General features: G+C 73.1%; 13 protein-coding genes. 7 read left to right on the top strand and 6 right to left on the bottom strand.

Going from position 1 to position 12,043, the window contains the following annotated elements:
- Nucleotides 1–49: 49 nt before the first annotated feature.
- Together J8N05_RS36550 and J8N05_RS36545 are read right to left on the bottom strand one after the other, a co-directional pair.
- On the bottom strand, nucleotides 50–982 hold the full coding sequence (locus tag J8N05_RS36550) for a M56 family metallopeptidase (protein ID WP_210890833.1): 933 nt from the start codon (nucleotides 980–982) through the stop codon (nucleotides 50–52).
- A gap of 139 nt (nucleotides 983–1,121) precedes the next feature.
- Nucleotides 1,122–1,661, bottom strand: a complete 540-nt coding sequence (locus J8N05_RS36545; protein WP_210890831.1) for a DUF5134 domain-containing protein — start codon at nucleotides 1,659–1,661, stop codon at nucleotides 1,122–1,124.
- 201 nt (nucleotides 1,662–1,862) lie between these two features.
- Between J8N05_RS36545 and J8N05_RS36540 the strand changes: the two genes are divergently transcribed.
- Nucleotides 1,863–3,602: an FUSC family protein gene (locus J8N05_RS36540; protein WP_210890829.1), complete on the top strand. Its 1,740-nt coding sequence runs from the start codon at nucleotides 1,863–1,865 to the stop codon at nucleotides 3,600–3,602.
- Nucleotides 3,599–4,189 carry a MarR family winged helix-turn-helix transcriptional regulator gene (locus J8N05_RS36535; protein ID WP_210890827.1) on the top strand — a complete coding sequence of 197 codons (591 nt, stop codon included), beginning with the start codon at nucleotides 3,599–3,601 and terminating at the stop codon, nucleotides 4,187–4,189. Before J8N05_RS36540 ends, J8N05_RS36535 begins: the two co-directional genes overlap by 4 nt.
- Nucleotides 4,190–4,580: 391 nt before the next feature.
- Here the strand turns inward: J8N05_RS36535 and J8N05_RS36530 are convergent, their stop codons facing one another.
- Nucleotides 4,581–5,666: a LacI family DNA-binding transcriptional regulator gene (locus tag J8N05_RS36530; protein ID WP_210890825.1), complete on the bottom strand. Its 1,086-nt coding sequence runs from the start codon at nucleotides 5,664–5,666 to the stop codon at nucleotides 4,581–4,583.
- 123 nt (nucleotides 5,667–5,789) lie between these two features.
- Between J8N05_RS36530 and J8N05_RS36525 the strand changes: the two genes are divergently transcribed.
- Nucleotides 5,790–7,226: an endo-1,4-beta-xylanase gene (locus J8N05_RS36525; protein ID WP_247706833.1), complete on the top strand. Its 1,437-nt coding sequence runs from the start codon at nucleotides 5,790–5,792 to the stop codon at nucleotides 7,224–7,226.
- Between the two features lie 58 nt (nucleotides 7,227–7,284).
- On the opposite strand, the gene J8N05_RS36520 is transcribed toward J8N05_RS36525, so the two are convergent.
- Complete coding sequence (locus J8N05_RS36520) at nucleotides 7,285–8,313, bottom strand: Ppx/GppA phosphatase family protein (protein ID WP_210890821.1); 1,029 nt, start codon at nucleotides 8,311–8,313, stop codon at nucleotides 7,285–7,287.
- Nucleotides 8,314–8,407: 94 nt separating this feature from the next.
- Between J8N05_RS36520 and J8N05_RS36515 the strand changes: the two genes are divergently transcribed.
- From J8N05_RS36515 to J8N05_RS36505, 3 genes are read left to right on the top strand one after another with little or no spacing between them, the layout of a single operon-like run.
- Nucleotides 8,408–8,791: a DUF6479 family protein gene (locus J8N05_RS36515; RefSeq protein WP_247706832.1), complete on the top strand. Its 384-nt coding sequence runs from the start codon at nucleotides 8,408–8,410 to the stop codon at nucleotides 8,789–8,791.
- Between the two features lie 44 nt (nucleotides 8,792–8,835).
- The gene (locus J8N05_RS36510; RefSeq protein ID WP_210890819.1) at nucleotides 8,836–9,801 is read left to right on the top strand and encodes an LLM class F420-dependent oxidoreductase; all 966 of its coding nucleotides are present in this window, start codon (nucleotides 8,836–8,838) and stop codon (nucleotides 9,799–9,801) included.
- Between the two features lie 22 nt (nucleotides 9,802–9,823).
- The gene (locus J8N05_RS36505; RefSeq protein ID WP_210890817.1) at nucleotides 9,824–10,195 is read left to right on the top strand and encodes a VOC family protein; all 372 of its coding nucleotides are present in this window, start codon (nucleotides 9,824–9,826) and stop codon (nucleotides 10,193–10,195) included.
- Between the two features lie 96 nt (nucleotides 10,196–10,291).
- Here the strand turns inward: J8N05_RS36505 and J8N05_RS36500 are convergent, their stop codons facing one another.
- Nucleotides 10,292–10,678 carry a VOC family protein gene (locus tag J8N05_RS36500; RefSeq protein WP_210890816.1) on the bottom strand — a complete coding sequence of 129 codons (387 nt, stop codon included), beginning with the start codon at nucleotides 10,676–10,678 and terminating at the stop codon, nucleotides 10,292–10,294.
- Between the two features lie 81 nt (nucleotides 10,679–10,759).
- Between J8N05_RS36500 and J8N05_RS36495 the strand changes: the two genes are divergently transcribed.
- A complete protein-coding gene (locus J8N05_RS36495; RefSeq protein WP_210890814.1) occupies nucleotides 10,760–11,299 on the top strand; it encodes a GNAT family N-acetyltransferase in 540 nt (179 codons plus the stop codon).
- A gap of 33 nt (nucleotides 11,300–11,332) precedes the next feature.
- Here J8N05_RS36495 and J8N05_RS36490 read toward each other — a convergent pair whose 3' ends face one another.
- The gene (locus J8N05_RS36490; protein WP_210890812.1) at nucleotides 11,333–12,016 is read right to left on the bottom strand and encodes a glycerophosphodiester phosphodiesterase; all 684 of its coding nucleotides are present in this window, start codon (nucleotides 12,014–12,016) and stop codon (nucleotides 11,333–11,335) included.
- Nucleotides 12,017–12,043 lie beyond the last annotated feature (27 nt).

Raw genomic sequence — 12,043 nt, 5'->3', positions numbered from 1 at the left:
GGACGGGGTCAGAGGCGAACCAGGGGTTCGCCGCGCGTGCCTGCGGCGTTCACCCGAGCGCCCGCAGACCCGGCCCGAAGGCCACCAGGACCGGGATCACCGGCACCAGCGCCGCCGCCGCGGTGAGCTTCAGCCTGCGGGTGGGCGGGAGGCGGTCCGGGGGAGTGAGCAGCCGGTGGACCCGCTGCGGAACATGCGCCTGCGGGGTCGGGCAGGGGCCGAACACACCGCGGTCCTCGTTGAGTTCCACCAGCGCGAGAGCGGTGGTCAGCCGGCCGAACCTGCGTGACGCCATGTCGTCGGCGGCGAGCTCCACCAGCCGGTGCATCTCGTCACGGAACGCCGCGAACACCGGGACCTGCGGAAAGCCGCCCGCCAGCGCCGCCGAGGAGTGCAGCAGCCAGTTGTGCCGGGCGCGCGCGTGGCCCTGCTCATGGGCGAGCACGGCGTCCAGCTGCTGCCCCTTGAGGCGGCGCAACGCGGCGGTGGTGATGACGAGTTGGGGCGCGGCGCCGGGCAGCCACCAGGCATCGGGGCGCTCCCCCTCCAGGACGACCAGCCGCTCACCGCCCGGCTCCTCCCCCGGCAACAGCGGTGCGCGTACGACGAGTTCGGCGCGGCGGCGCCGTCGCCTGGCCGCGGCCCGGCCGATCTCACGGGCCAGCATGGCCGCGGTCCACACCCCGCCGAGCGCCAGTGTCACCGCCGTCGCCGCGGCCCAGGGGCCCCCGGCGAGCGCGTAGGCCTCCACCACCGCGTGCGGGGCGGGGGCGAAGAGCCTGCCGCGCACGGCCTGCCAGGCGGCGGCCGCGCTGAGCGCCATCGACAGCGCGCAGCAGAGCAGGACGGCCACCACCACGCACTGCCACGCCCACAGGGCGACCACCGGTTCGCGGTCCTGCCACTGCGCCCGCGCGAGCAGGCGCGGAGCGAGGACGGCGGCCAGGGCGCCGAGCAGCAACAGTGCTGCGGGGACCATCATGGAAGCAGACTATGAGCGCGGCGGCGCCGCCGGATACGACTGGCCGCGGCAAGTGACGCAGACCACGGTTGCGTACGGTTCCGTACAGTCGCGAACCCCCTCAGAGGGTGCCCTCGGGCCGTGTCCCCGGCCGGTGCCCTCAGAGGGTGAGGAGCATCGCCAGCATGCCTATGCCCATGGAGAGCCGGCACGCCCGTGCCAGCTCCAGCCGGTCGCCCCAGCCGGGCGCGCGGAGATCTCCCGCCGGTCCGCCGGCGGCGACGGGTACGAGCCGTGTCCCGGTCCACAGCACGTACGCCGTGAAGTACGCGAGCAGTACGCCGGTCAGGACCGGAATCCCCGCGTGCGTCCCGCTCGCCATCATCGCGGCCATGTAGACCATGGCGAAGGCGCCCACCAGGTGATGCAGATGGTGGGCGCTGTTCCGCGCGGCCCACAGGGCGCGCAGTGCCGTCGCCCCGAACACGGCCGCGTAGACGACCCAGGCCCAGCGCGGTGGCGCCGGCACCGCCGCGGGTACGGCCATCGCGGCCATGCCGAACCCCATCAGCGCCTCGCCGCCCGCGGTGCGGCGCTGCTCCTCGACCCTGCTGCGCATCCGCAGCAGGCAGTAGGCCCCGGTCGCCGCGCACAGCGCGACGAGCAGCCAGCCGGCCGAACCTGCCCCCGGTCCGTGCACCGCGCACCTCCCCGCTCGACGGTGTCGGACAGTCCGGTCGAAGTGATGCCCCGGCCGGCCGGGACACAAGCGGAGTCGAGCGGGCGCAACGGCGTACAGGGGGAGCGTGCGGGGGGTGCGCGGCAGGCCGCAGAGGCTTCTGCGAGCGCATGTCTCCCACGAATATCTTTTATGAGTAAAACACCTGCTAATCTTATGGGTATGAGCAGTGTCCGCCCCCGCCACCGCGCCACCCCCGTCCGCAGACTGCCCCTCGCGGGCGTCCTGCGCCTCAACCGCCCCTCCGACATCTGGTTCAAGCCCGCACTGAGCGTGGTCGTCGCCGTCGGCGTGCCGAATCTGACACTGCTGGCGCTCGGCCGGCTCGACCTCGCCCTGTACTCCATGGCCGGCTCGCTCTGCGCGCTCTACGCCCACAACCTGCCGTACGCGGCCCGCGGCCGTGCCCTCGGCGGAGTCGTCCTCGGCATGCTCGCCTCGGTCGCGATCGCCCTGGTCACCGCGTCGCTCACGTCCTCCGCCGTGGTCCTGGTCGCGGTCGGCGCGCTGCTCGCCGCCGCGCACAAGGCGCTGACCGACCTGACGCGGATCGGCCCGCCCGGACCGGTGATCTTCACCTTCATCAGCTCCGCCTCCCTCTTCGCGCCCCAGACGCTCGGCCAGGTCCTGGGCCACCTCGCCCTCGCCGCCGGGGCGGGCGCCTGGGCCTGGCTCGTCGGCATGGCGCCCGGCCTCGTACGCCCGCACGGCCCCGAGCGCCGGGCCACGGCCCGCGCGCTGAACGCGGCCGCCGGATACGTGGAGGCGCACGGGTCGGCGTCCACCTCCGGCGTACGCGGCGAAGCGGGCCACCGGCGGGCCCGCGCCGCCGCTGCCGCCGCCGTGCACGCGGCCTGGCAGTCGCTGCTCGCCACCGGCGCGCGTCCGGAGCCCCGCCGGGCCCTCGAACAACTGGTCGTACGGGCCGAGGTCGCGCTCGCGGCCCCCGCCGACACGGACCCCGCCCGGCTGCGCACCTGGGCGCGCGACCTGCGCGGCACGAACCCCGTACCCCGGGTGGCGTCCGGACGGGACGCCGATGAACTGCTCGGCGTGGAGGTCGAACTGCTGGAGACCGGCCCGGCCGCCGGGAGGAGCGGCCGGCGGCGGTGGTCCGGCGGGCTGGGTCCCCTCCTCCCGTTCGCCCTGCGCACCGCGCTCGGGTGCGCCCTCGCCGGTTACGTGTCCCTGGCGCTCGGCGTCGGCCGCCCGTACTGGGCCCTGGTCACCGCGGCCTCGCTCTATCAGGCGAACCTCACGCTGACCTGGAGCCGGGGCGTCCAGCGCGTCGTCGGCAATCTCGTCGGCGTCCTCCTCTTCGCGGCCGTCGCCCCGCTCGCCCACCTCGGCCCCGCCGCCCTGGTCCTGTGCTGCCTCGCCTTCAACTTCGGCGCGGAGGCACTGATCACCCGCAACTACTGGCTCGGCAGCATCTGCGTGACCCCGATGGCCCTGCTGATCACCGAGTTCACCGGCTTCCAGGAGCCCGGCGCGCTGATGACGGACCGGGTCGTGGACACGCTGGTCGGCGCGGTCGTCGGTTTCGCGGCGGCGGTCGCCGTCACCAACCGGCGCGCCGGGGACCGTGTCGAGGACGCGCTCGACACGGTGGAGCGCGCCCGTGAGCAGGCGGCACGGCTGATCGCCGCCGAGCCGCCCGGACCCGGCTCCGGACCCGGCTCCGGCTCCACCCCCGGTCCCGGCGCGCTGGAGGCCGCCCGCCGTCGGCTGGCCGCCGCGCTCGTCGAGCTGCGCGCCACGGCCGACGCGGCGGCCGGCGAATGGTGGCAGCGCGCCCTGCCGCAGGAGCGGGTGATGCTGGCGGAGCAGGCCGGACACCGTACGCTCGCGGCGACGGTACGACGGCAGGGACCGCACGTTCTGGAGGACGCAGAGGCATGACGGCAGCGAACGGTCGGAGGGCGGTCGGCACCGACGCCGCCGGTGGCGGGCCGCACGAGGGCGCCGGGGCGGGGCGGCCGGCCGGGGGCGACACGGTCGCCGCGGTGGTCCGGCAGTGGCGGACGGTCCATCCCGACCTCGACACGGGACCCATGGAGGTCATCGGCCGCATCAACCGGTGTGCCGCGCTCCTCCAGCAGGCCGAGGACGCGCCGCTGCGGCACGCCGGACTCACCCGCCCCGAGTTCGACCTCCTCGGCGCACTGCGCCGCACCGGCCTCGAACTGACACCGGGGGAGCTGGCCCGGGAGACCTTCTCGTCCGGCGCCGCCGTCACCAAGCGGCTCAAGCAGCTGACCGAGCGCGGTCTCGTCGAGCGGCGCGGGGACGCGCGCGATCGCCGCGTCGCCCACGTCCGCCTCACGGACGCCGGCCGCGCCCTGGTGGACGGCATCCTCCCCGAGCAGCTCTCGTACGAGACAACGGCCCTGTCCGACCTGAACCCCACGGACCAACACACCCTGGCAACCCTCCTGGGCAACCTCCTCTCCCAACTGGAAGGCCGCCTGGGCACCCCGCGCACCTGACCCGGGCCCCCTTTGAGGGCCCGCCCTTCCAGGGACACGGGGAACGGCGCGCCGAGCCTGCCCGCTCGGCCGCGGCGGGATCGGGCTCGTTTCGAAGTGCTGCCCGGTGGGGGCCGGCCGCGCAGTTCCCCGCGCCCCTGAAGGGGCGCCTGCCCGACCGCGCTGAAGACCGGGAGGGAACTCGTCGAGCCAACGGGGTGCTGCCCCCGCCCTCGTCGGGCCCTTTCAGGGACACGGGGAACGGCGCGACAAGCCCCCACGGTCCCGCACTGTGAGAGCTGCCGGGTGTCGGCGCAGGGGCTGGCGGACCTGTCCTCGATGCCACCGCGGAGGGCCAGGCACGGCTCAGGGGCGCGGGGAACGGCGCGACCAGCCCCCACCGGCCCGCACTTCAAACCGAACCCCTCGCCCCCGCCCCGGAAGGCGGGCGTCGCGCCGCCGTGCTGGCCCGCACGACCAGCTCCGTGGCCAGCTCCACCCGGGGCGAGTCGAGGGCCTCGCCCCGGGTGAGCCGAAGGACCGTGCGGACCGCCAGCTTCCCCATCTCCGCGAGCGGCTGACGGACCGTCGTGAGCGGCGGAGCCGACCAGCGGACCTCCGGAAGGTCGTCGAAACCCACCACGCTCATGTCCTCCGGCACCCGCAACCCCCGCCGCCGCAACGCCTCGACGGCCCCCATCGCCATCTGGTCGCTCGCGGCGAAGAGCGCCGTGGGCGGCCGGTCGAGGTCCAGCAGCGCGGCGCATCCGGCGTACCCCGACTCGGGGTAGAAGTCGCCGGGCACGATCAGCGACTCGTCGACGGCGATCCCCGCCCGGTCCAGCGCCGCGCGGTACCCGTCCAGCCGGGCCCGCGAGCAGAGCAGCCGCGGCGGCCCCGCGACGAACCCGATCCTGCGATGGCCGAGCCGCACCAGATGCTCGGTGGCGGCCATCCCGCCGGCCCAGTTGGTGACCCCCACCGTGGGCGCGTCCAGCGCGGGCGAGCCCGCCGGATCGACCACCACGAGCGGCACCCCGAGCCGCCGCAACTCCTCGTGCAGGACGGGTTCCAGGACGGACGTCACCAGGATCACGCCGTCCGAGGCACGCGCCCGCAGGTTCGTCATCCACCGGCGCGCGTCCCCCGAGCGGCCGTGGATCGCGGAGACGACCGTCCCGACCCCCGCCGCGTGCGCCACCTCCTCCACGCCCCGGATGATCTCCACCGCCCAGGGACTGTCGAGGTCGTCGAAGACCAGGTCGATCAGCGCGGCCCGCACCCGCGCCCCGGACGGCCGCCGGCGGTAGCCGTGCAGACACAACAGGTCCTCCACCCGCGCACGCGTCCCCGGCGCCACGTCCGACCGGCCGTTGACCACCCGCGACACGGTCGGCACGGAGACCCCGGCCTCCCGGGCGATCTCCGTGATCGTGACCTTGCCCCGCCCCTCCCGCGCCCCACCGCCCCCGGCGTTCCCGGTGTCCTCCTCGGTCAACTGCCCCACCTCCGTTGACGGTCACCCCGTACGCCTCTACCGTTCCGGACGCACTCTCGAAACTTTGCAGAGGTCTTCCGGAAATTCCGGAAGCGACGTGAAGCCATCATGAGAGGGACGTCCATGAAGCCCCAGAGCTTACGGAGAGCCGCGTCCGCGTTCCTGGCCGCGGCCTCGCTCGTGATCGGGGCAGCCGCCTCCGGTCACGCCGCCGCCGGCTCCGAACCGGCCGCCACGCAACGGCAGGACGCGACGCGACGGCAGGCCGCCGCAGAGCCCGTACTGCGGGACCTCGCCGCCGCGAAGGGCATCTATTACGGGACGGCCGTCACGGCCTCCAAGCTCAACGGCACCTACGGCACGATCACCGGCGAGCAGTTCGACTCCATCACGCCGGGCAACGAGATGAAGTGGGGTTCGGTCGAGGCGACCCGCGGGAGCTTCACCTGGTCAGGCGCCGACGCCGTCGTCGACTTCGCCGAGGCGCACGCCCAGAAGGTCCGCGGGCACACCCTGGTCTGGCACAGCCAACTGCCCGGCTGGGTCAGCAACGGCACCTGGACCGCCGACACCCTGCGGACCGTGATGACCGACCACATCGCCACCGAGGCGGGCCGCTACCAGGGCCGCATCGACCACTGGGACGTCGTCAACGAACCGTTCAACGAGGACGGTACGCGCAGGCAGTCGGTCTTCCAGACGGCGATCGGCGACTCGTACATCGCCGACGCGCTGCGCGCCGCCCGCGCCGCCGACCCGGCCGCGAAGCTGTACGTCAACGACTACAACGTCGAGGGCGTCAACGCGAAGAGCACCGCGCTGTACAACCTCGTCAAATCCCTCAAGGAGCAGGGCGTCCCGATCGACGGCGTGGGACTGCAGGCCCACCTGATCCTCGGTCAGGTCCCGTCCACGCTCCAGGCCAACATCCAGCGCTTCGCCGACCTCGGCGTGGACGTCGCGATCACCGAACTCGACATCCGTATGACCGTCCCGCCCACGACCGCCCAACTCGCCCAGCAGAAGGCCGAGTACAAGGCGGTCACCGCAGCCTGTGTCGCCGTGGCGCGCTGCGAGGGCGTCACCGTGTGGGGCTTCACCGACTCCGACTCCTGGATCCCGGACGTGTTCACCGGGTACGGCGCGGCGACCCCGTACGACGAGAACTTCCAGCCCAAGCCCGCCTATTACGGCATCGCCGAGGCGCTCGGCTGGGTCGACGACGGCACTCCCGAACCGGTGGGCGCCTGCGCGGTCGCCTACGCCGTGCAGAGCCAGTGGAACACCGGCTTCACCGCGCAGGTGACGGTGCGGAACACGAGTACCACCGCCGTCAACGGCTGGCAGCTGGCGTGGACCTGGCCCGCCGGGCAGAGCGTGACGCAGGCGTGGAACGCGACCGTCACCCAGTCCGGCTCGGCCGTCACCGCCGCCAACGCGAGCTACAACGCGGCCATCGCACCGGGCGCGGCGGTCACGTTCGGCTTCAACGGCTCCTGGTCCGGCGGCAACACCGCACCCACGGCCTTCACCCTCAACGGGACGGCCTGCACCACGTAAAGGGGCAGGCGGCAGGAACGCCGGTGGGCGGCCGGGGCGTCGGGCCGAGGACGGGGGCCTACGCGGACGTCGGCTCCGTCCCGTGCAGGGGGCGGAGCACCAGCGGCGTCGCGTCCGGCGCCGCGCTCTCCAGGGCGTCCAGCCCGTACGAGTCCCACCACTCGGAGTTGCCGTCCTCGATGCAGCGCAGCAACACCCCTTCACGCAGCGCCCAGGGGCAGATGGTCACCTCGTCGATGCCCATCAGTTTCATCGTGGTGTGCGCGACGATCGCTCCGGCCAGGGACTGTCCCGAACGCGCGAGGGAGATACCGGGCAGCAGAGCGCGCTCCGCGGCCGGCAGCACCGCCAGCCGCTCCACGGCCCTGCCCAGGTCGGAGCGGGTCATGGTCCGCGTGGTGAAGGGCCCGGACCGGCCCGGGGCCGCGCCGCACAGCCGGCCCAGCTGCTGGAACATCCGCGAGGTGACGACCGCCGTCCGCGGCGCCTCCCAGCGGATACGGGCCGCGACATCGCGCAGCTGATGGCGTACGTGCCGGCGCAGCAGCTTGATCCGGTGCGGCGACGGCGGGTCCTGGCCGCGGAAGAACTCACGGGTCAGCCGGTTGGCGCCGAGCGGCAGCGCGATCGCGAAGTCGGGCAGTCTGCTGCGCCCGAAGGCCACCTCGAACGAACCGCCCCCGATGTCCAGCAGGGCCAGCGGCCCGGCGCGCCAGCCCATCCAGCGCCGGGCGGCCAGGAAGGTCAGCTCGGCCTCCACCTCGCCGGGCAGCACATGCAGCGGCACGCCCGCCTCCGCCGAGATCCGGCCGAGGATCTCGTCGCGGTTCGGGGCGTCCCGCACGATCGCGGTGGCGAACGCGAACGGCTGGGCGACCCCCCACCGCCTGCCCTCCGCCCGGGTGTCCCGCACGGCTTCCACCAGCCGGTCCACCTGTTCCACCGGCAGATGGCCGCCTCGCTCCACATGGGCGGAGAGGCGCAGCTGACGCTTGGCGGTGTGCACGGGAAGCGGAACCGCTCCATCCGTCTCCGCGATCACAAGCCGCACCGTGTTCGAGCCGACGTCGAGTACACCCATTCGCATCCCCTCCCCGTACCCCCGGCGGCCCCCGGCACACCGCGACACGCGGACCGGTCCCGCCCTGTTTGGGATGTTCTGCAGGGGTACTCGCACCTTCATGGAGAGCTTCGGCAGGGCCGCAGCGATCCCGCACGAGGTCGTGGCCGGTTCGGCGCCCTTCGTCGTGGGACCCCTCGTGGTGGGACTACTGGTCACGGCCATGCTGGTCGTCGCGGTGTGGTGGGGCATGCGGGTGCGCAGCCGGGAACCCGGTCCGCCGCGCCCCGAGGATCAGCCCCGGCTGCCCGAGGGCGGCGCGGTCCACGAGATCTCGGAGATGCGCGAGGCCGACGAGATGCCGCACGACGGCACCGTCCTCACCCCGCACGAACTCCGCTCCTCGGGCAACATGTCCACGCGGCGTGCCAGGAACCAGAAGCGGCGCCAGTGGAGCCGTAACAGCAGTGGCGGCTTCGGGAGCGGCGGCCTCGGCAGCCACTGAGACGGCGGGGGTTTCGGGCGGCCCCGACCGGCCACTCGGAACGTATGGTGCAAATCGGATACACGATGATGACCGAGCAGGCCGGCCCCCGTGAGCTCGTGGAGCACGTGGTGGCCGCCGAACGGGCGGGCTTCGACTTCTCCGTCACGTCCGACCACTACTTCCCCTGGCTGGCCGAGCAGGGACACGCGCCGTACGCGTGGAGCGTTCTCGGAGCCGCCGCGCAGGCCACGTCCACGATCCCCCTCATGACGTACGTGACCTGCCCGACGACCCGCTACCACCCGGCGGTCGTCGCGCAGAAGGCCGCCACCACGCAGTTGCTCGCCGAGGGCCGCTTCCGGCTCGGGCTGGGCTCCGGCGAGAACCTCAACGAGCATGTGGTGGGCGGCGGCTGGCCCGCGGCGCACGTACGCCTGGAGATGCTGGAAGAGGCCGTCGAGATCATCCGCGCACTGTTCGAGGGCGGGAACGTGAACCATCACGGCACGCACTTCGACGTGGAGAACGCCAGGCTCTTCGATCTGCCGGACGCGCCGACCCCCATCGGTGTAGCCGTCTCCGGTGAGCGGTCCTGCGCCCTCGCGGGGCGGCTGGCCGATCTGGTGATCGCGACCGAGCCGAAGGCCGAACTGATCGAGTCCTTCGACCGGCACGGTGGCAGCGGCAAGCCCAGGGTGGGCCAGCTGCCCGTCTGCTTCGACACCGACAAGGACGCGGCCGTGGCGCGGGCGCACGAGCAGTTTCGCTGGTCGCTGGGCGGCTGGCCGGTCAACTCCGAACTCCCGGGCCCGGCGGCCTTCGACACGGCCACCCGGTTCGTGAGGCCCGAGGACGTGGCGAAGAACGTTCCCTGCGGCGACGACGTGGACGCCTTCGTCGAGGCCGTCCGCCCCTACGCCGAGGCGGGCTTCACCGAGGTCGCCCTCGTCCAGATCGGGGGAGACCACCAGCTCCCCTTCCTGGACTGGGCGGAGAAGAAGCTGCTGCCCGCGCTGAAGGACCTGTGAGCCTCGAAGCGGAAGGAACCCCATGGCCATCGCCACGTACAGCCTCGTAGCACTCGACTGCCCGGACCCGCCCGCGCTGGCGGGGTTCTACGCGGGCGTGCTGGGCGGCGAGGTGAAGCGGTACAGCGACGACTGGTACGACCTCCACGCCCCCGGCGGCCACCGTGTCTCCTTCCAGCGGGCCCCGGACCACCGCCCGCCGAACTGGCCGAGCGCCGACGGCGGCTCCCAGCAGCTCCACCTGGACTTCGACGTGCCGGACCTGGACGAGGCCGAGGCGCAGGTACTGGCCCTCGGCGCCACCCCGCTCGACCTGGACGACGAGGACGGCCGTCGCGGCTTCCGCGTGTACGCGGACCCGGCGGGCCACCCGTTCTGCCTCTGCCGCCAGTGACAGGGAGCCGGCGGCCCTCCACCACCGTCGGCCGCCACCGTGCGCCGCCCCGGCCGTCACCATGCGGCGCCCCGCCCGGTCACCGTGCCCGGCTGCTCACGGCCGATACCGCAGCGGATGGTCCGACGGCACCTCCACCACCGCGATCCGCGTGCCGTCCGGATCGCTGAGCCACATCTCGACGAGCCCCCACGGCTCCTTCACCGGCGGCCGGTCCACCTCGACACCCGCGGCCACGAGTTCCTCGTACGCCGCCGTCACGTCGGCCACCTGCAGCCACAGCCCGACGGCGGGGGAGGGCGGTTCGGCGGAGCGGCCCGAGACTTCGAGGAAGCCGCCGCCGAGGAAGTAGACGGTGCCGCGCTCGGGGCCCGTGCCGAACTCGCGGTAGACGGGCAGCCCGAGCTGCTCGCCGTAGAAGGCGCGGGAGCGCTCGGGATCGGCGGGGCGGAGCAAGGTCCGGCTGCTCAGTACATGCACCATGCGTCCCGAGCGTAAGGGGTGCGACCGGGAGCGCTACTCTCTTGCCTGGCCGAGCCGCGCCCGAGATCGGAGAACCGCTCCATGCCCACCGCTCCCGACGGACTGACCTTCCGGGACGCCGTCGACACCGACGTGGACGACCTGGTCGCACTGATCGAGTCCGCCTACCGGGGGGACTCCAGCCGGACAGGCTGGACCACCGAGGCGGACATCCTGGAAGGGCAGCGGACGGACCCGGAGGGTGTCCTCGCGGTCATCAAGTCGCCCGACAGCCGGCTGCTGACCGTCGAGCGCGACGGCGCGACGGTCGCCTGCTGCCAGCTCGAACACCGGGGTACGCACGCCTACTTCGGCATGTTCGCGGTCAGCCCCGCACTCCAGGGCGCGGGTCTCGGCAAGGTGATCATCGCCGAGGCGGAGCGGCTGGCCCGCGAGACCTGGAACGCGGAGGAGATGCACATGACCGTCATCTCCGTGCGCGAGGACCTCATCGCCTGGTACGAGCGGCGCGGCTACCGCCGTACGGGAGAGATGACTCCCTTCCCGTACGGCGACGAGCGGTTCGGCCTGCCGCAACGCGACGACCTGCAGTTCGAGCTGCTGACGAAACGGCTCGCATAATCGTTACGCCGCCGACCGTCCCGTCGGCGGCGGCTATGCGGTGAAGCGGCCGGTGCGCTTGATCTCCGGGTAGTCGGTGGTCGCGCCGTCCAGCTCCAGGGCGCGCACCAGCCGCAGATGGTCCTGGGTGTTCACGACCCAGCCGATGATCCGCAGGTCCGCCTTGCGCGCCCGCTCGACGACCTCCAGGGTCAGCCGCCGGATGTTCAGCACCAGGGTCGTGGCGCCGACCGCGGTCGCCCGTTCGACGACATCGATGCCATAGCGGCTGGCGACCAGCGCCGTACGGACGCCCGGCACGAGCCGTGCGATCTCGGCGATCGCCTCGTCGTGGAAGGACAGCACCTCGACCCGGGCGACCAGGTCGCGCCGGTTCATCACCTCGGCGAGTGCCCGCGCCGCGGCCACGTCCTTGATCTCGGCCTGGAGCGGGGCCGTGACCGCGTCCAGGACCTCCTCGAACACCGGCACGCGCTCCCCGCGTCCCGCGTCCAGCACGCGCAGCTCCGCGAGGGTCTTCTCGGCGATCGGACCCGAACCGTCGGTCGTACGGTCCACGTCGGCGTCGTGCATGACGACGAGCGCGCCGTCCTTGCTCAGATGCAGATCCAGCTCGATCAGGTCGAGGCCCGCCTGCTGGGCGGCGGTGAAGGAACGCAGGGTGTTCTCCGGTTCGACACCCATGATCCCGCGATGACCGATGGTGAGGAAGTTCAAGGGTTGACTCCGCTTCCGTCGACGGCG

The organism is Streptomyces liliiviolaceus, from assembly GCF_018070025.1.
Taxonomy (GTDB): Bacteria; Actinomycetota; Actinomycetes; order Streptomycetales; family Streptomycetaceae; genus Streptomyces; species Streptomyces liliiviolaceus.
Note: the sequence above shows the minus strand (reverse complement) of the source record. Positions and strands in the feature narration are given on the sequence as shown.

Excerpts from the sequence above, each read along its gene's own strand:
- J8N05_RS36550 (WP_210890833.1), bottom strand. The coding sequence starts at position 982 with ATGATGGTCCCCGCAGCACTGTTGCTGCTCGGCGCCCTGGCCGCCGTC.
- J8N05_RS36540 (WP_210890829.1), top strand. The coding sequence starts at position 1,863 with ATGAGCAGTGTCCGCCCCCGCCACCGCGCCACCCCCGTCCGCAGACTG.
- J8N05_RS36535 (WP_210890827.1), top strand. The coding sequence starts at position 3,599 with ATGACGGCAGCGAACGGTCGGAGGGCGGTCGGCACCGACGCCGCCGGT.
- J8N05_RS36525 (WP_247706833.1), top strand. The coding sequence starts at position 5,790 with ATGAAGCCCCAGAGCTTACGGAGAGCCGCGTCCGCGTTCCTGGCCGCG.
- J8N05_RS36520 (WP_210890821.1), bottom strand. The coding sequence starts at position 8,313 with ATGCGAATGGGTGTACTCGACGTCGGCTCGAACACGGTGCGGCTTGTG.
- J8N05_RS36515 (WP_247706832.1), top strand. The coding sequence starts at position 8,408 with ATGGAGAGCTTCGGCAGGGCCGCAGCGATCCCGCACGAGGTCGTGGCC.
- J8N05_RS36510 (WP_210890819.1), top strand. The coding sequence starts at position 8,836 with ATGGTGCAAATCGGATACACGATGATGACCGAGCAGGCCGGCCCCCGT.
- J8N05_RS36505 (WP_210890817.1), top strand. The coding sequence starts at position 9,824 with ATGGCCATCGCCACGTACAGCCTCGTAGCACTCGACTGCCCGGACCCG.
- J8N05_RS36500 (WP_210890816.1), bottom strand. The coding sequence starts at position 10,678 with ATGGTGCATGTACTGAGCAGCCGGACCTTGCTCCGCCCCGCCGATCCC.
- J8N05_RS36495 (WP_210890814.1), top strand. The coding sequence starts at position 10,760 with ATGCCCACCGCTCCCGACGGACTGACCTTCCGGGACGCCGTCGACACC.